Source organism: Halopseudomonas sp. (assembly GCF_038130085.1).
GTDB lineage: Bacteria > Pseudomonadota > Gammaproteobacteria > Pseudomonadales > Pseudomonadaceae > Halopseudomonas.
On the sequence record NZ_JAYPMU010000019.1, the window covers coordinates 1 to 21,458 of the forward strand.

Consider the following 21,458-nt stretch of genomic DNA (forward strand, 5'->3'; position numbering starts at 1 on the left):
CATGGCTTCATCTTCTCAGGAGTTGAAGCCTCCGCGAAACCCGGGGCGGTTCAGCACAGCACGCCGAGATCACCCAGAGAACCGGTGTGGCGATCTACTTCTGTGACCCGCACAGCCCTTGGCAGCGCGGCAGCAACGAAAACATTAATGGCCTGATCCGCCAGTACCTGCCCAAGGGCACTGACTTGTCGGTACATAGCCAAGAAGAACTGGATGCCATTGCGTTTCAACTGAACATGCGTCCACGTAAGCGCTTCGATTTCAAATGTCCTATCGAAGTCATGAGCGAAGTGATGCAGAAAGCCTTGGCTATGCAATATGATGCTCCTGCGTCAATTCAATAACCGTGTTGCACTCAGCTCCTGCAACCGCCCAGTCTTATAAATGAAGATGACTGGTCTCTCATCATCAAGTCGCACGCATTATTGGAATCCGCGTGCGCAGATATGCTTTGCCATTATTTTGGGAAATACGAACTCGGTGATATATTTGCGCATCTTGATATGAGTAATAAAAAATATGGAAAAATTTCCTTTATCTCGACCCTTAAACTGCTAAGCAAAGCAGAAAGGCGGTTTATATCCGAGCTCTCGGAGCTCAGGAATATGCTTGTCCACAACGCCTCCAATGTAAATTTTTCCCTAGAAAGCCACTTCTCAAGCCTAACCAAGGAAAAGCAGAAAAGTCTCTATTCCGCCTTAAATCTCCGTCTAGAACGAATCGAATCAAAAAACGAAATTGTCGAGGGTGTTAACCTGCTAATTAAACAGCCTAAAGCTATGATCTGGAGCTCATTAACCCAGTGTTTAAGCAGTATTTATATTCAAGATGTTTTTGCCATCAAAAGAAATGAGATATTGAATGGCGCACTGGAGAAAATCAAAGTCGCAGGGCCAATCGAAATTAGGCAAGAGGATCTTCCTCTAACAATTGGTTTAAAGGCGTTCGCTTCGCTCACTCGGGACGGGGTAAAGCCCGCCCCTTAACCAAGCGTTATGTTTTATGGAGAAGTAGGTGAAAACTGACAGGGATATTTCATTAAGAGCAATGGAGTCGGGGGACTTGGATGCGGCGGCCGAAGTTCATCGTCTAGCATTTATTAGACAGCAACATTCGTTCAGGTGGCTGGAAAGCAACCTTAATGCAACTCCCAAAACGTTCTGCTACGTAGCTTACGCTGACGATTCCTGCGTTGGGTATATCATCTGGTCTCAGAAAGCGGGGTTTAGACCGAGCGCGGTACTCGAGTTGGAGCAGGTTGCGGTGTCTCCAAACTTTCAGGGGAATGGTATCGGTAAAATTCTTATCACAGATACATTGCCTGATGTTACTCGAAAACTGAAGCAGCAGGGTGCCGTGTTGAAGCATATTATGGTAACGACGCGAGCTGACAACTACGCGCAAAGTCTATACAAAAATGTTCTGGGCGCCGAAGTGGAGGCTAGCCTAGAAAATCTGTACTCGGCAGACGAAGTGATTATGGTTGCGCGCAATGTCAAAACATAACCAGGCCAAGCACAGCGACAGGTTTCCCGTTTTAGCTTGGCCACCACAGCAAAGCCGCTTGTGTTGGCGGCGTTAGGCTATTCCTTAAAACTGAGGAAACTCATGAACAATTATAAGGATCCTGGAAATCCCGAATATTTAACGAGCTGTACAGATCAAGTATTCACCTGACACTGGCCCCATTTCGGGGCTGAGCTACCGACTCCTTCTAACCGTCTCCGACGGGTTCTCCCCAAACAACGCTTTGTAGTCCCGCGCAAACTGCCCCGGATGCCAGAAGCCGCTGTCGGCGGCGACGACGGCGATGGGGTTGGCTTGCTGTGGGTCGCTCAGGGCGCGGCGGACTTGGTTGAGGCGGGCGCTGCGCAGGAATTGCAGCGGGCTGATGCCCAGGATGCTTTCGAAGCTGTATTGCAGGGTGCGGCGGCTGACGTGTACGCGCTCGCACAACTCGGGAATGCTCAGCGGTGCGTCTGGGTGTTCGGCCAGATAGGCTTTGACCTGTTCGACTACTTTGCGGCGATGCGCGTAGCTGGGGGCTGCGGCAGGTTGTGCGGCATTGGCAACCAATTCCAGCAGGGCCTGGCTGGCGAGTTGCTGTTGGTGTTCACTGTCGAGCCCGAGGGCGCCGCGGTAGAGCACCTGCTCCAGCAGACCGCGGACTTGATCTAGCTGCTCCTGCGGCACGGTCAGGCGCGGACTGTGTTCAAGTGACTGCAGATCCAGCGTGCGCTCTTCGCGCTCGGCTGCGCGCAGTAACATCTCTTCCTTGATGACGATGCCGTAGATGTCGAAGGCATCCGGGGTCATCAATTCAAAGTCGCGGCTGCCGGGGCGGCACATCAGTTGATCGCTGCCGACCTCAAGGCCGTTGATGCGGCAGTCTGAGGCGCGGGCCGGGATGCCCAGCCAGAGCGCATCCTTCCAAACGTTGCATTGCTGCCGCAGGGAGCGGTTGGTGTGCTCTTTGAACAGCTGGCAGCCGTCCAGCGCCACTTCATCTATACGCCCATAGAAACGCCCGCCGCCCAACTGGTCGTATTCCTGCTGCCAGTTGGTCAGGTTGTGAGCGTGTTCGTCGGCGTCCTGTGCCTCACGGGTGCTCCTTCCTGGTGCGTTGTGCTCAGTTATGGGCTGCATTAGCGAGCGCTCGCGTGTTCGATTGGCGGCATCCTAACGCAGGATGCCTAGGTGGAATATGCCTCAAAGGGCGTAAATCGGCCCCTTGGGCCGCTTTTGCCAAATCTTGATAGTCCGCTGGAACAGGCATCGCATCTATTTCAGGCAACTGACGCTGCTTCGCGTGACTTACGCGACATTCGCAGCAATTTGCATGCCTGAGGTAACACGATGAATCATTCATACCGCTACACGCTGGGCAGCCGAACCTTCGGCTTCCGCGATCTGGCCGATCTCATGGCCAAGGCAACGCCGCAACGCTCCGGTGATCGACTGGCTGGCGTTATTGCGCTGTCTGCCGAGGAGCGCGCGGTCGCGCAGATGGCCCTGGCCGAGGTGCCGCTTAAGACCTTTTTGAACGAGGCGCTGGTGCCCTATGAGGCGGATGAAATCACCCGTTTGATCATCGACGAGCACGACCCGGCGGCGTTTGCGCCCATTTCGCATCTGACCGTCGGGGATTTTCGCAACTGGTTGTTGAGCGACCATGCGACTCCCGAAGTGCTGCAGTCGATCCGTGCGGGTGTGACGCCGGAAATGGCGGCGGCGGTGAGCAAGATCATGCGCAATCAGGATCTGATTCTGGTTGCCAAGAAGTGCCATGTGACCACGGCCTTTCGTAACACCATCGGTTTGCCCGGTCGATTGTCGACCCGTTTGCAGCCAAATCACCCAACTGACGACGTGAACGGCATCGCCGCCAGCATCCTCGACGGCTTGCTCTACGGTAACGGTGATGCGGTGATCGGTATCAACCCTGCTACCGACAACGTGGCGCAGGCGATCAAGTTGATGAAATTGATGGGTGAGGTGATCGAGAAATACGAGATCCCGACCCAGTCCTGCGTGTTGACCCACGTGACCAACACCATTGAGTGCATCGAGGCCGGGGCGCCGGTCGATCTGGTGTTTCAGTCGATTGGCGGCACCGAGGCCACTAACAGCAGCTTCGGTTTCAACCTCGCTACCCTGGCCGAAGCGCAGCAAGCGGCGTTGAGTCTGGGCCGCGGTACCGTTGGTAACAACGTGATGTATTTCGAGACCGGGCAGGGTAGTGCGCTGTCGGCCAATGCGCAGCATGGCCTGGATCAGCAGACCTGCGAGACCCGCGCCTACGCGGTGGCACGCAAGTTCAGGCCGCTGCTGGTCAACACTGTGGTCGGTTTTATCGGCCCGGAGTATCTGTTCGACGGCAAGGAGATCATCCGCGCCGGGCTGGAGGATCACTTCTGCGCCAAGCTGCTCGGCGTGCCGATGGGCTGCGACGTCTGCTACACCAATCACGCCGAAGCCGATCAAAACGATATGGACAATCTGCTGACCCTGCTGGGCGTCGCGGGCTGTTCCTTCGTGATGGGCATCCCCGGCTCGGACGACATCATGCTCAATTATCAGACCACCTCGTTCCACGATGCGCTGTATGCCCGTCGCGCGCTGGGGTTGCGGCCGTCGCCGGAGTTTGAACAGTGGCTGACCCGCATGCAGATCATGCGTGACGCCGACCGCCACATTCTGCACGACGCGCTACCCGAACCCTTTGCCCGTTCACTCAAGGCGTTGCTGGGAGGTCGGGCATGAGTTCCTCCAACGACAAAACCTGCAATCAGCCGGGCGCAGTGGTCGAGAACCCCTGGCGTCGACTGCGTGAGTTTACCGATGCGCGTATTGGCCTGGGCCGTGCCGGTATCAGCTTGCCGACCAGCGAGCTGCTGGCATTTCAGCTGTCCCACGCGCAGGCCCGCGACGCGGTGCATCTGCCGCTCGATATCGACGCGCTGTGCGCTGATCTGGCCGCTGACCCGCAGCTGGCCGCATTGGGCGAGCCGACTCGCCTGCACAGTCAGGCCGTTGACCGCATGACCTATCTGCAACGCCCAGACTTGGGTCGCCTGCTGGACGACGCCTCGCGCGAGCAATTGATCGGGCTGGGCTGCGAGCAGCCGAGTGATCTGGCCATCGTGATTGTCGACGGTCTGTCATCGCGCGCCATCGCGCAGAACGCCGTGCCGTTTCTGCAGCGTTTTATGGGCTTGCTCACCAGTGAGCTGCCGGAGTGCTCGCTGGCGCCGCTGACCATCGTCGAGCAGGGCCGCGTGGCGGTGGGTGACGACGTGGGCGCGTTGCTGAACGCCCGTGCGGTGCTGCTGCTGATTGGCGAGCGTCCGGGCCTGAGCTCGCCTGACAGCCTTGGGCTTTACCTGACCTGGTCGCCCAAGCCGGGGCTCACCGATGCATCACGCAACTGTATTTCCAACGTGCGGCCAGCCGGTCTGCCGCATGTCGAGGGTGCCAAACGGGCGCTGTATCTGCTGCGTGAGGCGCAGCGGCTGAAGCTCTCGGGGGTCAACCTCAAAGACCGCACCGAAGACGCGGTGATCGAACACGGCGGCAGCGGCCGCAATTTTCTGGTTTCCGAGTGACGTCGGGGAGGCGTCATTCACAACTGCAACACCATTGAGGATCTCTCATGTCTAACGACCATCAGGCGTACCTTGCCAAACGGCAACTCAAGCGCGGGACTGCGGGCTGGATTCTGCTCGCAGGTCTTGGCGTGTCTTATGTTATTTCCGGCGATTTTGCCGGCTGGAACTTCGGTATTGCGCAGGCGGGCTGGGCGGGCTTTGCGATCGCCGCCGTGCTCATGGGGTTGATGTATCTGACCCTGGTACTGTCGCTGGCGGAAATGTCGGCGGCCATTCCGGCGGCGGGCGGCGGTTACAGTTTTGCCCGTCAGGCGATGGGGCCGACCGGTGGCTTTTTGACCGGCCTTGCGGTGCTGATTGAATATGCGCTGGCCCCGGCGGCCATCGTTATCTTCATTGGTTCTGCGGTGGAAGCGCTGCTCGGCTTCAACGGCCCGTGGGTCTACGCGATCTTCTATCTGGTGTTCGTCGGTATTCACCTGGCGGGTGTGGGTGAAGCGCTGAAGGTGATGATGGTGATCAGCGGTCTGGCGGTATTCGCCATCGTTGCCACCGGCGTGGCGCTGGTCATGCACTTCGACATCAACAACCTGTTCGACATCGCCATGACCGATGCTGCTGGTGCCAGCGAGATGCTGCCGCTGGGCTGGTACGGCGTGTGGGCGGCGCTGCCGTTTGCCATGTGGCTGTTCCTGGCTGTTGAAGGCGTGCCGCTGGCCGCTGAGGAAGCCAAGGACCCGGGCAAGGACGTACCCAAGGGCATCATCGGTGCGATGGTCTTTCTGCTGTTTACCGCGCTGATGGTAGTAGTGCTGGTGCCGGGCGCCGCCGGGGCGCAAGCCATGGGCGAAAGCGCGGTGCCGCTGGTGGATGCGCTGAACGCAACCGGTAACGCCAGCCTGGCGACGCTGGTGAATGTGCTGGGTTTGGCGGGTCTGGTCGCCTCATTCTTCTCAATCATCTACGGCTACAGCCGCCTGGTGTTCGCCCTGTCCCGCGCAGGTTATCTGCCCAAGTCACTGTCGCTGACCACTGAGCGCAAGGTGCCGGCGCGTGCGCTGATCGTTCCGGGCATCTTCGGTTTCGTCGCTTCCCTGAGTGGTGAGGGCGACCTGATGCTGGCGATGGCTGTAGTGGGGGCGACGGTGTCTTACGCGCTGATGGCGCTCAGTCACATCCTGCTGCGCGTCAAGCAACCTGACCTGCCGCGCCCCTACAAAACGCCGGGCGGTGTAGTGACTTCGGGTATCGCGCTGGTGCTGTCGCTGATCGCGCTGACTGGTGTCTACGCTTTCGACCCGCGCGCGTTCTTCTTCACCATGGGCCTGTTTGTGATTGGAGCGGCCTATTACTTCGGCTACAGCCGCAAGCATCTGGTCGCCAAGTCGGCCGACGAAGAGTTCGCCATGCTGGCAGAAGCGGAGTCGGATCTGGCTGCTGCCTGATTCAACGCTAAGTAGTAACGCAAAGGCCGCCTTCGGGCGGCTTTTGTGTTTCGGGAAGACCTGTTCGGCTTGGAGCGCAGGTAGGCAATAGGCCGTTTTCGGACTGTTCCTTGCGTAATTGCGCTGTATATACTGGCCCCAAAAAAGCCAACAGAAGGAATTGGGGCATGGCCGTTGTAGGGATAGATCTGGGCACAACAAACAGCCTGGTCAGCGTCTGGCGTGATGACAAGAGCATCATCATTCCCAACGCATTGGGTGAGTTGTTGACCCCTTCGGTAGTCAGCGTCGACGACAGCGGCATGGTGATGGTTGGTCGTGCTGCCAAAGACCGATTGGTCACGCATCCCGAGCAGACCGTTGCACAGTTCAAACGTCTCATGGGCACCAGCGAAAAGGCCACGCTGGGCAAACGCCAGTTCACTGCCGAGGAACTCTCTGCGCTGGTGCTCAAGCAGCTCAAGGCAGATGCAGAAGCCTTTCTCGGGGAGCCGGTAGACGAAGCTGTCATCAGCGTTCCTGCCTACTTTAATAATCACCAGCGCACAGCCACCCTAAACGCTGCACGGTTGGCGGGTCTCAAGGCCGAGCGGCTGATCAATGAGCCGACGGCTGCCGCACTGGCCTACGGCATTCAGGAAAACGAAGAAGAATGTCGTTTCATTGTCATAGATCTGGGTGGCGGTACGCTCGACGTTTCCATTCTCGAAAAGTTTGAAGACCTGCTTGAAGTGCACGCCACTAGCGGCGACAGCTTTCTTGGTGGGGAAGACTTTACCGCAGCGATGCTCGGAGCCGTCTGCGAGCAGATTGGTTGCGAGCGACACGCGCTCAGTCGCGAGGAGCGCGCGCATCTTTACCGTGTCTGTGACGAAGCGAAGAAGGCGCTGGCCGATCAGCACGAGGTGCCGATGCTGCTCAGCATTGGGGGGCGGGAACACAGTCTGACGTTCAGCCGTGACGCTTTTGTGCAGACGTGCACCGTGCTGCTGGACCGCATTCGCGGGCCAATCGAACGCGCGGTGCTGGACGCCGGGATGAGCCGGGATGATTTTGACGAGGTGATTCTGGTGGGTGGCGGAACGCGCATGCCTGTGGTGCGCAGTCATGTAGGCCGCCTGTTCGGCCGCATTCCGGCGACCACCATTGATCCTGATCTGGTGGTCGCTATGGGCGCCGCGGTGCAGGCCGCGCTTAAAGAGCGTAACGCCAGTCTGCGCGACACGGTGCTGACAGACGTCTGTCCGTTCTCATTGGGCATCGAGGTGGCTAAAGAGGTGGGCGAGCAGCGCTCTTCGGGCTTCTTCAGTGTGATTATTCCGCGCAATACGGTGATCCCGACCAGCCGCATGGACCGCTTCTACACGGTTGCCGACAACCAGCGGGTTGTTAATCTGTCGGTGTATCAAGGTGAGCAGCGGATGGTGCGCAACAACGTAAAAATTGGCGAGCTGATAGTCCAGGTGCCCGGAGCCAAGGCGGGTGAGGAGGCGGTCGATGTGCGCTTCACCTACGACATCAACGGTGTGCTGGAAGTGCAGGCAGGGGTAGTTAGTACGGGTATGCGCAGCAGCTTGGTGATCCAGAACACGACCAGCGAAATTGACGAGCAAACCCTGGCCAAGTTGCTCAAGGAAATGGAGAAACTCAAGTTTCACCCACGCGAAGATAGCGCCAATATTGCACTGTTGGGCGAGGCCGAGCGGATGTGGGCTGAGGCGCTCGGTGATGAGCGCAACTACCTGGAGGAGTTGATTCAGTATTTTGAGGCCGCAATGGACTCGCAGGATCTGCAGCGTTGCGCCGACGCGCGCAGGCTGGTCGAGGAGCGTCTCGCAGAACTGCGTGCCAGCAGGGGGCGCTGGTGAACTGCTGGGAGACGCTCGGCGTCGAACCCTACAGTGATCTGCGGGCCCTCAAGCGTGCTTATGCGCGGCTACTTAAAGAGGTGCATCCGGAAGAGCATCCAGAGCAGTTCATGGCGTTGCGTGAAGCATACGAAACGGCGCAAGGGCTTACGGCTAGGGCAGCTCAGGCCAATGTCCATTCGCGCTCCCCCGTCATCGAAGATCGCGACGCGTCAGAACAGCCCGTCGTGCCGCTAGAACCCGATGCTCGGCAGCAGGCAAAGATTGATCAGGAGCGCCTTGCGATTGCCGAGAATGAAGCCTTTGCCCGGCGAATGCAGGCGCTGGCCGATGCATTTCAGGAGCTGTTGCAAGACGCCCAGCGACGTAACGAGTTGGGTAACTGGCAAGCGTTGTTAGGTACCCCGGAGCTCTCCAATCTAGATATCCGATTGCGCCACGGAGCCTTGCTTCTACCTGCCCTGATTCAATTGCTCTCTGATAAGCAGCAACAACCGCTGCCCGCCAAGGTCCTTGTGCTATTGGACGACAGTTTCCACTGGACTCAGGATCAGTGCGTCACCTTGCCAGTGTCGGAAGAGTCGATGCAGCGGCTCTGTTTGTTGTTGGCGGCTGCCCACAGCAGTATTGCCAGCGCACCACCCAGGACCGGATGGAAATGGTTTTTCAAAGCAATGCTGGACACGGGTGGGCGCTTGAGCCGTACCGAATTTTTTGTCGGCCTGGCTCTCACGGTTGCCATCGTGTGGTTGATTGGATTAGCCGGTTTCTGGGTTTTGCCCAGAGACGGTTTTGCTCTCTTGGGTTCTGGATTGACGCTGATGTCTGCGTACGTTCTTGTGAATGCTTACTGCAAGCGCATAGCCGACTCTGGCCGCAATGTTGTTTTGATGCTGATCATCGGTATCTTTGTGCCATTTGTGTACCTTTTTTACGCTTTTGTTAGCCCCAAAAAGGACTTGACCTCAGGCGATCCGCGCACCGCCTTTGTGGATCCACTCGTGATAGCGGTAAACACATTGTTTCGTGGGGGCTTCCGCCATGGTGGTTTGCAGCGATCGCGTCGTTTTGCCATGAGTATGACGCCGCCCCTGGCTTGGGGCATGCTGGCGATTTTTGGCACTGCTGCTCTGACAGTCCTGTTTGTGTGAGCGGGTGAGTTGTCTTGGGCTCAATCTATTTTGCCAATGTCGTTAAATTCGCCAGGTTCACGCTGTCTGCCTGACGGTTGTCTTGTCTGGGCGGTCGAGCTAGGTTTAGGCCTTCCGCGTCTTCATAACGACTAAAACAAGAAGAAACTCCATGCCCAAATTTAAAGCCAGCGCGGTCAGCAATGCTGCTCGTGCTGCGATGCTTGCACAGTTGCCGCCAGGCATTCGCTCCCGCCAGATTAACAACGGCAATGGTTTGAACGTCCACATCCTCGAGGCTGGCTTTGAGCAGCCGGGCCGCGAGTGTGTGCTGTTGCTGCACGGTTTTCCCGAGTTGGCGTTCAGTTGGCGCAAGGTGATGGTGCCGTTGGCTGAGGCGGGGTATCACGTGGTGGCGCCTGACCAGCGCGGGTATGGCCTGACCGAAGGCGGTGATGCCCGTTACGACGGCGACCTCAGCCAGTACGGATTTCTCAATCTGGTGCGCGATGCGCTGGGGGTGGTGTTTGCGTTGGGTTACGACTCGGTCGCGGCGGTGGTCGGTCACGATATGGGCTCACCGGTTGCCGGCACCTGTGCGCTGACTCGGCCGGATGTATTTCGCTCCGTGGCGTTGATGAGTGCACCCTATCCGGGGACGCCGGAGTACCGTTTCGATGGTCAGAGCAGCGCGCAGGCCATCGCCAAGGTACATGCCGATCTGGCCGCGTTGACGCCGCCGCGGCTGCACTATCAGCGCTACTTCTGTCAGCCCGATGCCAATGCACACATGCTGGAGTGCGAGCAGGGCCTGAGCGATTTTCTGCGTGCTTATTTCCATATGAAGAGCGCCGACTGGGCAGGCAACAATCCTGCGCCGCTGTCATCGGCCAGCGCCGCCGATCTGGCGACTATGCCGACTTACTACATTCTGGAGCAGGGCAAGACTATTGCTGAAAGCGTGGGGGCGGCGATGCCGTCGCGCGAGCAGGTGGCAGCCTGCGGCTGGCTGTCGGATGCCGAGCTGGCGGTGTACACCGGGATCTTTGCCGACACTGGCCTGCAGGGTGGGCTGCAGTACTACCGGGCGTTGGGTTCAGCGCAGGGGCAGGCAGAGATGTTGCTGTTTGATGGTCGGCAGATTACCGTGCCGTCGTGCTTTCTGTCAGGCGCTAAAGACTGGGGAACCTATCAGAGTCCGGGTGCGCTGGAGGCGATGCAGAGCCGAGTTTGCACCGATATGCGCTTCTGCGAGTTGATTGACGGTGCTGGGCACTGGCTGGAACAGGAGCAGCCGCAACAGGTTGTCGACAGGCTGCTCGCGTTTCTGGCGGGTCAGAGCGCTGATTCTTCTGCGAAGAACTGATGGCGGCGGCCGCCTTCGCGCTTGGCTGCGTACATGGCGTCGTCGGCGCGGCGAATCAGGTGCAGCTCGTTCTGGCCGTGCTCGGGGTAGATGGCGATGCCGATGCTGGGTGTGTTGGTCAGGGTATGGCCTTCCAGTTGGCAGGGTGCGCTGAGGGCGGCCAAGATCTTCTCCGCAACCATCGCGGCATCTTCGGGTTTGCTGATGTTGTCTACCAGCACAGCAAACTCGTCACCGCCCAGGCGCCCGACGCAGTCTGATTCGCGCACGCTTCGGCGCAGCCGCTGGGCGGCTTCCTGCAGAACCAGATCGCCGACGGCGTGGCCGTGGTTATCGTTGATCTGTTTGAAGTTATCCAGATCGAGATAAAGCACGGCCAGAAGCTGTCTATTACGCTGCGCGCGCTGCACCGCGCTTTGCAGCTGATCAAGGAAGCGGGCGCGGTTGGCCAGCTGGGTCAATTGATCATGCTGGGCCAGGAACGACAGTCTGGCGTGAGTGCGCTGGCGGTTGATTGCGGTGGCTAGCTGATCTGCAACAAAGTGCAGGAATTCCTCGTCTTGGGGGCTGTAAGGCGGAGCATCGGCATGGTTTCGCGCAACCAGCGCGCCAAGCGTCTGCGTATCGTAAACCAGGGGCACGCCCAGCCAGTGGGGATGCTTCTCGTCACTTCCGGTCTGCCGCACAGGGCTGTGGCGCTGAATGACGTATGCCAGCAGGCTGTCGGCGTACAGTGCGTCGGGTAGCGGCTCGTTCTCTGGTGCAGTCTGGAACGGGTAGCTCAGCTGGCTGGTTTCCGGGTCATGCAGTACCACGGCGAAGCTGCTCATCGACAGCTGTGCCGCAATCAACTCATGCAGCCGCTGGTACAGCAGGGGCAGGTCTTGAGACAGGTGAGCCGCTTCTGAGATGGCATAGATCGCGGCCTGCCTGGCCTCGGCCAGCTTGCGCGCTGTGATGTCCCGGGCGACCCCAACGCGAACTTGCTCTTCTTCCAGCCACTGGGTAGACCACATGATATGAACGACTTGGCCGTTCTTGTGGATGTAGCGGTTTTCGTGGTCGGGGGCGGGCTCGCCGGCACTGATGCGTGCAGCGCGCGCCTGGGTGGCGAGCTTGTCGTCCGGGTGGACGAACTCAAAGGCCGTGCGGCCAATCATCTCATCCGGCAAATAACCAAAAACCCGTTCGCTGGCCGCGCTAACGGATAAGAAGCGCCCATCCTTGTTTACGACGCAGACGACATCCAGCAGCAGATCCAGCAGCCTGTCGTGGGTGATATTCGGGGTGGTTGTCATGCCGTTCAATATAGTGGCAGATGGCCGTGTCTTGCTACCGCGGCGGTGTGAAATTTTGCCCTGATCTGATGGTCCGTCGGCGCTCGCATGACTTTCTCGACAAAAGCCGGATAATGGCGGGCTATTCACTCTGCCCCCGGTTCTGGTGCCCGCAATGGAAATCAAGGTCAACTTTCTCGATAACCTCCGACTTGAAGCCAAGTTTGACGACTTCACGGTGGTGGCGGACCAGCCCATTCGCTACAAGGGCGATGGCTCTGCGCCGGGGCCGTTTGATTACTTCCTGGCATCGTCGGCGTTGTGTGCGGCGTACTTCGTGAAGCTGTATTGCAACACCCGCAATATTCCGACCGACAACATCCGGCTGTCGCAGAACAACATCGTGGACCCGGAAGACCGCTACAAGCAGATCTTCAAGATTCAGGTGGAGTTGCCGGCCGATATCTCCGAGAAGGATCGGCTGGGTATCCTGCGCTCAATCGAGCGTTGCACGGTCAAGAAGGTGGTGCAGACCGGCCCGGATTTTGTCATCGAAGAGGTCGAGAACCTGGACGCCGACGCCCAGTCGCTGCTGATGCCGGTGCAGACCGAAGGCGAGGGCACGCGGATTCTCGGCAAGGACCTGCCGCTGGAGCAGACCATTGCCAACATGTCCGGCATCCTCGCCGGGCTGGGCATGAAGATCGAGATTGCCTCCTGGCGCAACATCGTGCCCAACGTCTGGTCGCTGCACATCCGCGACGCGCAGTCGCCGCTGTGCTTTACCAACGGCAAGGGCTCCACCAAGGAGGCGGCGCTGGCCTCGGCGCTCGGCGAGTTCATCGAGCGGCTGAACTGTAACTTCTTCTACAACGACCAGTTCTGGGGCGAAGACATCGCCAATGCCGAGTTCGTCCATTATCCGAACGAGCGCTGGTTCAAGGTCGGACGCAATGACGACCTGCCTGCGGGGCTGCTCGATTCCTATTGTTTGGCGATCTACAACCCGGAAGGCGAACTGCGTGGCTCAAATCTGATCGACACTAACTCCGGCAACGCCGAGCGCGGCATCTGCGCGTTGCCCTTCGTTCGTCAGTCCGACGGCAAGACGGTGTACTTCCCCTCCAACCTGATCGAAAACCTGTTCCTCAGCAACGGCATGAGTGCGGGTAACACGCTGGCGGAAGCGCAGGTGCAGTGCCTGTCGGAGATCTTCGAGCGAGCGGTCAAGCGCGAGATTCTGGAAGGCGAACTGGCGCTACCTGATGTGCCGGACGCCGTGCTGGCCAAGTATCCGGGCATCGTTGCCGGCATCAAGGGGCTGGAAGAGCAGGGCTTCCCGGTGCTGGTGAAGGACGCCTCGCTCGGCGGTCGCTTCCCGGTCATGTGCGTGACGCTGATGAACTCGCGCACCGGAGGCGTGTTCGCCTCCTTCGGCGCGCACCCGAGCCTTGAAGTGGCGCTGGAGCGCAGTCTGACTGAGCTGCTGCAAGGCCGCAGCTTCGAAGGCTTGAACGATCTGCCGCAGCCGACCTTTGAAAGTCAGGCGGTGACCGAGCCGAACAACTTTGTCGAACACTTTATCGACTCCAGCGGCGTGGTCTCCTGGCGCTTCTTCAGCGCCAAGTCCGACTACGACTTTGTCGAGTGGGACTTCTCCGGCGAGGGGGCAAACTCCAACCAGCAGGAAGCCGATACCCTGTTTGGCATCCTCAAGGACATTGGCAAGGAAGCCTACATGGCGACCTACACCGACCTGGGTGCCAACGCCTGCCGAATTCTGGTGCCGGACTACTCCGAGATCTACCCGGTTGAGGATCTGATTTGGGACAACACCAACAAGGCGCTGGATTTCCGCGCTGACATTCTCAACCTGCACAGCCTCGACGATGAGCAGCTGCAGGGGCTGGTCGAGCGGCTGGAAGAGAGCGAGCTGGACGACTACACCGACATCAAGACGCTGATCGGCATCGAGTTCGATGACAACACCACGTGGGGTCAGCTGACCATCCTGGAACTCAAGCTGCTGATCTACCTGGCGCAGCAGCGCTTCGAGGACGCCAAGGAACAGGTCGAAGCCTTCCTGCAGTTCAACGACAACACCGTCGAGCGCGGGCTGTTTTATCAGGCGGTCAATGTGGTTCTGGAAGTGCTTTTGGACGAAGAGTTGGAGCTGGCAGATTTTGAGCCCAACTTTCGTCGCATGTTCGGCAACGAGCGTATGGACGCCGTTATTGGCTCGGTGAACGGTGAAGTGCGCTTCTATGGCCTGACACCCACCAGCCTGAAGCTGGAAGGGCTGGATCGCCATCTACGCCTCATCGACAGCTACAAGAAGCTCCACGCCGCGCGGGCCAAGGCAGCTGCCAATGCTGCGCCCACCGAGGCTGTTGAGGAGCGTAATCCGTTGCTGCAGCCGACGCGCCCGCGCGTTGGTGCGGGTTGGCGGAGAAAGTGATCGGGTTGTAATGCGGAATGGGGAGCAGCGTGCGCAGGCGTATCAGTGCTGCAGATAACGCCGAACAATCCGCTGATAGCTGCCGTCGCTCACCAGCTCCTGCAGCGCCGTAGCGTAGGCTCTGACGAAGTTCAGGTCGTTGGAGCGTTTGCTGAAGGCGACTTCCGCCGCGTCATCGGAAACAACCACATCCGTCGCGGTGATAGCGTCGCCTAAACCCAGCTGCTGAATCTCCCAAGCGCCGGTGTGCTCATCGGCGATCGCGCCGTCGATACGGCCCTTGTCGATCATGTTCCACAAACTGGAGCGGTTGTTGGCCATAAACACGCCATCGGCGTACTGCGGGTCGCTCATCAGTACCTGATAATCCGGGCCGTATTGGACGTCGATTTGCGCACCCAGGCGAAAGGGCAGATTGGCCAGCTCAGGCAGTCGCGTTATTGGCCAGCGCTCAATGGTGTCGGTGCGAGCGAACAGGATGTTGCGTGAGGGCGGCAGCACGGTGCCGGAAAAGTGTGCATACGCTTCGCGCTCGGGGCGGCGGAAGGCGCCGGGCAAAATATCGAGACGGCCAAGTTCCAGCTCCTTCAAGGCCCGTGCCCAGGGCAGCTTGCGTAATCTTGTTTTGCAGCCGAGCCGCTCCAGTGCGGCCTCGTTCAACTCGACGTAAATACCACCGACACGGCCGTCTGGCAGCTCCATGCTCAGCGGCGGATCGTCATTCCAGCGCAGGGTTTTCTCGCACTGCGGGTCGGCCATCGCGGGCGAGCTGAGCAACAGCAACAGGCCGAGCCACAGGCTGCGCTGAGGCACCTTGGGTTTACGCTGGCTGGCTGGAATCCACTGCATCCGTTGCTCGATATTCAATCGTCGATTTCCGGAGTCTAACAGCACCAGCCCCGGGTGCGAAAAGGGGGCTGAGCGGACAAATGCCATGTTTCGACAAGATTGCCCGCGCGGCCCATAGTCCTGCGCTAAAGCCGCGCACGGCTGTCTGCCCGTCAGGCAGGTTCGGCAATCGGCGTGGATTGCAGCTGTCGGCTCAGCTCCTGTACCAGTGCGTCGACCTGACGCTGCGCCAGTGCCACCGAGTTGGCCAGCACTTCACCGCCGATCTCATGACCTTCAATAGCAATCTGATGTATCTGGTTGATACCGATAAAATTGAGTGCCGTGATCAGCGCCGGCTCCAGGTGGTTCAGTGCTTCCAGTTCACCGCCGGGGCCGAAGCCGACGCCGCCGCGAGCGGTGAGAATAACGGCGTGGCGTGGACGGTCTGCCAGTAGCGGGGTGTACGGATCGTCCGGGTTGCTGGTGTCGATATCGACGGTTTTGCCCGGTCGTACGATCTGGTCGATCCAGGCTTTCAGTGCGGCGGGCATGCCGAAATTGTAGAGCGGGACGCCGATAACCAGGATGTCGGCGGCGATCAACTCGTCAGCCAGCTGGTTACTTTCAGCCAGCGTGTCGTGCATCCAGGGCTCACGTTGCGCCTCAGGTGTGAAACTGGCAGCGATCCAGTCATGGCTGATAAATGCTGGCGGCTTCTGGCCGATATCGCGGTAGGTGGTGGTGTCTTGCGGGCGTTGCGCCAGCCACTGGCTGACAAAGCGCTGGCTGAGGTTACGGCTGTGCGACCCGTGCAAGTCCTTGCCCGCCAGACCGGGGCGGGCGCTGGCGTCCAGTTGAAGAATGTGCGGCATGGTAAGTCTCCTGAAGTTGAATTCATCTGAAAATGGCAGCAGACTCAGCCTAAATTCGCCTGATCAGGGCGACAAACGATGAATATTTTGAGATATGGGTGAAAGGGATTCATCTATGGCGCAGCGCAAATTACCTCCCTTAGCAGCCCTTCGTGCGTTCGAGGCAGCTGCCAGACACGAGAGCGCCAAACAGGCGGCAGAGGAGCTGTCGGTTACCGCAACGGCGATCAGCCATCAGATCCGTTCGCTGGAGGAGTCGCTCGGCGTTTCGCTCTTCGTGCGCAAGCCACGCAAGCTGGAGCTGACCGCCCCCGGGCGCGAACTGAAGGATGTGTTGGAAGACGCGTTCGACAGCATCAGCGTTGCGGTTGAGCGGCTGCGCAGCGCGCCGCAGCGCCACGCTATTACGCTGACTACCACGCCGGTCATTGCGTCCCGTTGGCTGTTGTCTTGGGTCTGCATGCTGCGCGAGACCCATCCCAATATTGATCTGCGTATCCACGCTTCCCACGAGGCCGTGGCGCTGGATGGTGTGACGGCAGATATCGCCATTCGTTACGGCGATGGCCGCTGGCCGGGCATGCTGGCGGAAAAGCTGCTGGATAACACCTTTGTGCCTGCCTGCAGTCCGCTGCTCGGTTTACGCGATGCGGCGGATCTGCCAAAGCACCCGTTGATTCACTTCCGCAGCCCGTCGGTTGGCTCCGGGCCGGTGGATTGGGCGGGCTGGCAGAAACTGGCGAAAGTGCCGGGGCTGGATGTGAGCGCGGGTTTGGTGTTCTCCGATGAGACGCACGGGGTGTCGGCGGCGGTCGGTGCGCAGGGTGTGGCGTTGATGAGCCGTGAGTTGATCGAAGATGAACTGGCCGCGGGACGCCTCGTGGTGCCCTTCGGCCCCGAGATCAAGGGCAAGGCGTTTTATCTGGTCTATCCCGAAAGCCGCAAGAATGAACCCACAATTCAGGCGGTCAGGGATTGGGTGATGGCGGTGCCGGGCGGTGTGTGCACGCTGTGAAAGCTGCCTGCGTTGCGCTTGTTGTTGAAGGGGGAGAGCCGCTCTTCGGAGCGGCTCTTGAACGGGGCGGTTACAGCCCCAGCTTCTGCGCTACGTAGTCCGCATCCTTGTCTCCACGGCCGGACAGGTTGACCAGAATATGGCTGTCTTTCGGCAGCTTCGGCGCTTCGCGCATGGCCCAGGCCACAGCGTGTGCGCTTTCCAGCGCGGGGATAATGCCTTCGGTACGGGACAGGGTCATGAAGGCGTCCAGACACTCCTGGTCGGTCACTGACTGGTAATCAACGCGGCCAATATCCTTCAGGAAGCTGTGCTGCGGGCCAACGCCGGGATAGTCCAGGCCGGAGGCGATGGAGTGCACGGCAGACGGGTTGCCCTGTTCATCTTCCAGTACGTAGCAGGCCATGCCGTGCAGTTCCCCCGGCTTGCCGACCGACAGCGTGGCCGCGTGGCGGCCGACCTTGTCGACGCCTTCACCTGCGGGCTCAACGCCCACCAGATGCACGCTGTCGTCGCCGAGGAAGGCAGTGAACATGCCCATCGCGTTGGAACCACCGCCGACACAGGCCACAGTGTGGTCAGGCAGGCGGTTGTACTTGGCGAGGAACTGCTCGCGCGCCTCATTACCGATGATTGACTGGAAGTCGCGCACCATCTTCGGGAACGGGTGCGGGCCAACCACCGAGCCGATAGCGTAGATGTAGTCCGTCGGGTTCTTGAGGTACTCCTCAAAGGCGCTGTCGACCGCTTCTTTCAGGGTCGCCGCGCCACGGGTAACCGGTACCAGCTTGCAGCCGAGAATGCGCATCTTGGTGACGTTCGGGTGTTCCTTCTCGATATCCACCTGACCCATGTGAATCTCGCAGGGAATGCCTACCAGCGCACAGGCGGTGGCCAGCGCCACGCCATGCTGACCAGCGCCGGTCTCGGCGATCACTTTCTTCTTGCCCATGAACTTGGCCAGCAGCGCTTCGCCCAGGCAGTGATTGATCTTGTGCGCGCCGGTGTGGTTCAGGTCTTCGCGCTTCAGATGAATCTGCGCACCGCCGAGCTTCTCCGACAGACGCTTGGCATGAAAGATCGGGCTAGGGCGACCGACGTAGTCGGCAAACAGACTGGCCAGCTCCTGCTGGAAGTCCTCGCGCTGGCGGATCTCTTCATACGCCGCATCGATATCATCCATCGCCTGCTTCAGCTCCGGCGGCACCAGCTGGCCGCCGTAGGGGCCGAAGTAACCGTTGGCGTCAGGCATCGGAGTGGAGAGCAGGTCTTGGGTCATGGTGTGGGTGTCCTTGCAGATTAAAGGGGTATTCAGGCAGGGGCGTAGTGTAACCAGTGACGCAGTGCTCTGCACTCGCATCCATACCCGGATTGATGATGCTAGCCCTGCCTTAAGGCTGCCGGTCAGCGGATTTATGGATGACTTTTTGTGGCTTGGATATATCATGCGCCACCGCAACTGCCGCCTCAGGTCGCCATGTCCCACAACGCCATTTACACCGACCTGTCCGGTTACTACGACCTGATGTGCGCCGATATCGACTATCAGGCGCAAAGCGAGTGCGTGCAGCGCATTCATCAGCTGTTCGGTAACGGTGGCAAGCGCCATCTGGATCTGGCCTGTGGCACCGGTCCGCACGTGCGGCACTTTCTCGATGCGGGATTCCAAAGCAGCGGGTTGGACATCAACCAGCCGATGCTAGATCTCGCGCAGCAGCGCTGCCCGGAGGCGACGTTTTCGCAGCAGGATATGTGCGGTTTCAGCATCACGCAGCCGCTCGACCTGATTACCTGCTTTCTCTACTCCATCCACTACAGCGGCAGCATCGAGCGGCTGCGCGCGTGCATCGCCAGCGTTCACGCTGCGCTGGCTGATGGCGGGGTGTTCTGCTTCAACGCAGTCGACAAAAGCCAAATCGATAATAGCTCCTTCGTGTCCCACACTGCCCATCAGGATGGGGCGGCGTTTCGTTTCAGCTCGGGCTGGTATTACGCAGGCGAGGGCGAGCAGCAGCGCTTGCGTCTGCGCATCGAGCGGACCGATGGCAGTGGCACCCAGTTGTGGAAAGACGAGCACCCGATGGTGGCGGTGACCTTCAGTGAGCTGATCGAGGTGTTGGAACCGTATTTCGAGCTGCAGGTGCTGGAGCATGACTACCAGCGACTGGTGCCTTGGAACGAAGCGTCTGGTAATGCGTTGGTTGTCGGTGTGAAGCGCTGAGTTTGCTGGTAGTGCGGCTGGGAAGTCCCCGGTATCGCTACCGGGGCTTCAGCCTGCTTAGTTGGGCGTTGAGCGGTAGTGTTCAGGCACCGTCACGGTTTTGCCGCTGGGAGTCTTACGGGTGTGAGAAGGTACATGTACCTTTTTCTTCCCCTCTTGAGTCTTGGCCATGAGCTGTTCCTCGCAAATAGCAAGCCGCTTGACGGTGGCAGATTCCCAAGTAAACTGCGTCGTGCTGAAGGGCAGTTATCTGTCCACACTCCTTCGACGATGGTTGCTTGTCGTGAAGGAGATTCGACGCCCAGAGCCACGAACTCTGGGCGTTTTTACTTCTGCTTCTCGTCTTCTTTCCTATCTGGTTTCTTGAGCGTTCATGCCTCATTTTTTTGGGGTCAAGGCGCTCAGTAATCAAATCAATCCCAGCTCAACGCGCCACCAGTCTGATACTCGATCACGCGGGTTTCGAAGAAGTTTTTCTCCTTCTTCAGGTCCATGATCTCGCTCATCCACGGGAAGGGGTTGGTGGTGCCGGGGTATTGCTCCTTCAGGCCGATTTGGGTCAGGCGGCGGTTGGCGATGAACTTGAGGTAGTCCTCCATCATCGCGGCGTTCATGCCGAGTACGCCGCGGGGCATGGTGTCGCGGGCGTATTCGATTTCCAGTTGCGCGCCCTGGAGAATCATCTGGGTTGCTTCGTCCTTCATGGCGTCGTCCCACAGGTGCGGGTTTTCGATCTTGATCTGGTTGATCACGTCGATGCCGAAGTTCAGGTGCATGGATTCGTCGCGCAGGATGTACTGGAACTGCTCGGCGGTGCCTGTCATCTTGTTGCGGCGGCCCATGGACAGGATCTGGGTGAAGCCGCAGTAGAAGAAGATGCCTTCCAGTACGCAGTAGTAGGCGATCAGGTTGCGCAGCAGTTCCTTGTCGGTCTCGACGGTGCCGGTGGTGAAGGTCGGGTCGGAGATCGAACGGGTGTACTTGAGGCCCCATGAGGCCTTTTTCGCGACGCTGGGGATCTCGTGGTACATGTTGAAGATCTCGCCTTCGTCCATGCCCAGTGACTCGATGCAGTACTGGTAGGCGTGGGTGTGGATCGCCTCTTCGAAGGCCTGACGCAGGATGTACTGGCGGCACTCGGGGTTGGTGATCAGGCGGTACACGGCCAGCACCAGGTTGTTGGCGACCAGACTGTCGGCGGTGGAGAAGAAGCCGAGGTTGCGCTTGACGATACGGCGCTCGTCTTCGGTCAGGCCGTCTGCGCTCTTCCACAGAGCGATGTCGGCGGTCATGTTGACCTCTTGCGGCATCCAGTGGTTGGCGCACCCGTCGAGGTACTTCTGCCAGGCCCATTCGTACTTGAAGGGCACCAGTTGGTTGAGGTCGGCGCGGGCGTTGATCATCTGCTTGTCGCCAACCTGAACGCGGGCGGCGGAGCCTTCCAGATCGTCCAGGCCTTCCTGAATATCCAGCTCATCCAGCGCGGCCTTTGCGCGGGCGATGGCGTCGGAGTCGTCGGCGCTGATCTGGCGCGCGTCTTCTACCGAACCTTCGGCGATGTTTTCCATGACCGGGCTGTCGGCAAGCGGTACGCTCGGTTTGGCGGCTGCCTTGGCGGCGGGTGCGATGGTGGTGTCTTCGCTGTCGAAATCGTCCCAGCTGAGCATGGTTGTGGCTCCCTTTGGTCGCCAGCTGCAAGCGGTGGGCTGCAACCGGCCGGTTGTTCTGTGCGGCGGCGAGGGTGTCGGCGCTGCGCTTGAGTTCTTCTGGATTCCCGTCTTCGCGGGGATGATGCTGTGTTTTGCTGCGGCCTACGCGCGTAGCTGAGCGAGTGAGCGGCTCCCGGCAACAACGCGGGCGCCGCTCA

The 21,458-nt window shown here is 59.4% G+C and carries 18 protein-coding genes and 1 pseudogene; 13 read left to right on the top strand and 6 right to left on the bottom strand.

Translation table 11 applies throughout. The annotated features are described in order from the left end of the window. Positions 1-53 precede the first annotated feature (53 nt). The 3 genes and pseudogenes from AAFM31_RS13520 to AAFM31_RS13530 form a co-directional block, all read left to right on the top strand. Positions 54-344 (top strand): annotated as a pseudogene (locus tag AAFM31_RS13520) (IS30 family transposase); the annotation flags it as partial. Positions 345-503: 159 nt separating this feature from the next. After that, positions 504-986: a hypothetical protein gene (locus AAFM31_RS13525; RefSeq protein WP_341708455.1), complete on the top strand. Its 483-nt coding sequence runs from the start codon at positions 504-506 to the stop codon at positions 984-986. Positions 987-1,014: 28 nt separating this feature from the next. Further along, complete coding sequence (locus AAFM31_RS13530; protein WP_341708456.1) at positions 1,015-1,506, top strand: GNAT family N-acetyltransferase; 492 nt, start codon at positions 1,015-1,017, stop codon at positions 1,504-1,506. 195 nt (positions 1,507-1,701) lie between these two features. Here AAFM31_RS13530 and AAFM31_RS13535 read toward each other — a convergent pair whose 3' ends face one another. Beyond that, positions 1,702-2,646, bottom strand: coding sequence for a helix-turn-helix domain-containing protein (locus AAFM31_RS13535; protein ID WP_341708457.1), 945 nt, complete (start codon positions 2,644-2,646; stop codon positions 1,702-1,704). A 210-nt stretch (positions 2,647-2,856) separates the two neighbouring features. On the opposite strand from AAFM31_RS13535, the gene AAFM31_RS13540 reads away from it, so the two are divergent. The 6 genes from AAFM31_RS13540 (at position 2,857) to AAFM31_RS13565 (ending at position 10,917) form a co-directional block, all read left to right on the top strand. Further along, a complete protein-coding gene (locus tag AAFM31_RS13540) occupies positions 2,857-4,263 on the top strand; it encodes an ethanolamine ammonia-lyase subunit EutB (RefSeq protein ID WP_341708458.1) in 1,407 nt (468 codons plus the stop codon). Continuing rightward, positions 4,260-5,105: an ethanolamine ammonia-lyase subunit EutC gene (eutC, locus tag AAFM31_RS13545; RefSeq protein WP_341708459.1), complete on the top strand. Its 846-nt coding sequence runs from the start codon at positions 4,260-4,262 to the stop codon at positions 5,103-5,105. Before AAFM31_RS13540 ends, eutC begins: the two co-directional genes overlap by 4 nt. A gap of 47 nt (positions 5,106-5,152) precedes the next feature. After that, entirely contained in the window at positions 5,153-6,553 is a 1,401-nt protein-coding gene (eat, locus tag AAFM31_RS13550) for an ethanolamine permease (RefSeq protein ID WP_341708460.1), read from the top strand. Positions 6,554-6,720: 167 nt separating this feature from the next. Further along, the gene (locus AAFM31_RS13555) at positions 6,721-8,421 is read left to right on the top strand and encodes a molecular chaperone HscC (protein ID WP_341708461.1); all 1,701 of its coding nucleotides are present in this window, start codon (positions 6,721-6,723) and stop codon (positions 8,419-8,421) included. After that, on the top strand, positions 8,418-9,572 hold the full coding sequence (locus AAFM31_RS13560) for a J domain-containing protein (protein ID WP_341708462.1): 1,155 nt from the start codon (positions 8,418-8,420) through the stop codon (positions 9,570-9,572). Before AAFM31_RS13555 ends, AAFM31_RS13560 begins: the two co-directional genes overlap by 4 nt. A 151-nt stretch (positions 9,573-9,723) precedes the next feature. Beyond that, positions 9,724-10,917 carry an alpha/beta hydrolase gene (locus AAFM31_RS13565; protein ID WP_341708463.1) on the top strand — a complete coding sequence of 398 codons (1,194 nt, stop codon included), beginning with the start codon at positions 9,724-9,726 and terminating at the stop codon, positions 10,915-10,917. On the opposite strand, the gene AAFM31_RS13570 is transcribed toward AAFM31_RS13565, so the two are convergent. Then, positions 10,887-12,215 carry a diguanylate cyclase domain-containing protein gene (locus tag AAFM31_RS13570; protein WP_341708464.1) on the bottom strand — a complete coding sequence of 443 codons (1,329 nt, stop codon included), beginning with the start codon at positions 12,213-12,215 and terminating at the stop codon, positions 10,887-10,889. The genes AAFM31_RS13565 and AAFM31_RS13570 overlap by 31 nt on opposite strands. Positions 12,216-12,369: 154 nt before the next feature. Here AAFM31_RS13570 and AAFM31_RS13575 point away from each other — a divergent pair, with 154 nt between their 5' ends. After that, a complete protein-coding gene (locus AAFM31_RS13575) occupies positions 12,370-14,652 on the top strand; it encodes an OsmC domain/YcaO domain-containing protein (RefSeq protein ID WP_341708465.1) in 2,283 nt (760 codons plus the stop codon). 42 nt (positions 14,653-14,694) lie between these two features. On the opposite strand, the gene AAFM31_RS13580 is transcribed toward AAFM31_RS13575, so the two are convergent. Beyond that, the gene (locus AAFM31_RS13580; protein ID WP_341708466.1) at positions 14,695-15,501 is read right to left on the bottom strand and encodes a transporter substrate-binding domain-containing protein; all 807 of its coding nucleotides are present in this window, start codon (positions 15,499-15,501) and stop codon (positions 14,695-14,697) included. A 152-nt stretch (positions 15,502-15,653) separates the two neighbouring features. Next, a complete protein-coding gene (locus tag AAFM31_RS13585) occupies positions 15,654-16,355 on the bottom strand; it encodes an NAD(P)H-dependent oxidoreductase (RefSeq protein WP_341708467.1) in 702 nt (233 codons plus the stop codon). Between the two features lie 115 nt (positions 16,356-16,470). On the opposite strand from AAFM31_RS13585, the gene AAFM31_RS13590 reads away from it, so the two are divergent. Then, positions 16,471-17,370: a LysR substrate-binding domain-containing protein gene (locus AAFM31_RS13590; protein ID WP_341708468.1), complete on the top strand. Its 900-nt coding sequence runs from the start codon at positions 16,471-16,473 to the stop codon at positions 17,368-17,370. A 70-nt stretch (positions 17,371-17,440) separates the two neighbouring features. Here the strand turns inward: AAFM31_RS13590 and trpB are convergent, their stop codons facing one another. Then, positions 17,441-18,649 (bottom strand): tryptophan synthase subunit beta, encoded by a 1,209-nt coding sequence (gene trpB / locus AAFM31_RS13595; protein WP_341708469.1) that lies wholly within the window; start codon positions 18,647-18,649, stop codon positions 17,441-17,443. 198 nt (positions 18,650-18,847) lie between these two features. On the opposite strand from trpB, the gene AAFM31_RS13600 reads away from it, so the two are divergent. Further along, complete coding sequence (locus AAFM31_RS13600; protein WP_341708470.1) at positions 18,848-19,591, top strand: class I SAM-dependent methyltransferase; 744 nt, start codon at positions 18,848-18,850, stop codon at positions 19,589-19,591. Between the two features lie 413 nt (positions 19,592-20,004). Here AAFM31_RS13600 and AAFM31_RS13605 read toward each other — a convergent pair whose 3' ends face one another. Continuing rightward, positions 20,005-21,258, bottom strand: coding sequence for a ribonucleotide-diphosphate reductase subunit beta (locus AAFM31_RS13605; protein ID WP_341708471.1), 1,254 nt, complete (start codon positions 21,256-21,258; stop codon positions 20,005-20,007). Between the two features lie 4 nt (positions 21,259-21,262). On the opposite strand from AAFM31_RS13605, the gene AAFM31_RS13610 reads away from it, so the two are divergent. Further along, positions 21,263-21,418, top strand: coding sequence for a hypothetical protein (locus AAFM31_RS13610; RefSeq protein WP_341708472.1), 156 nt, complete (start codon positions 21,263-21,265; stop codon positions 21,416-21,418). Positions 21,419-21,458: the final 40 nt, after the last annotated feature.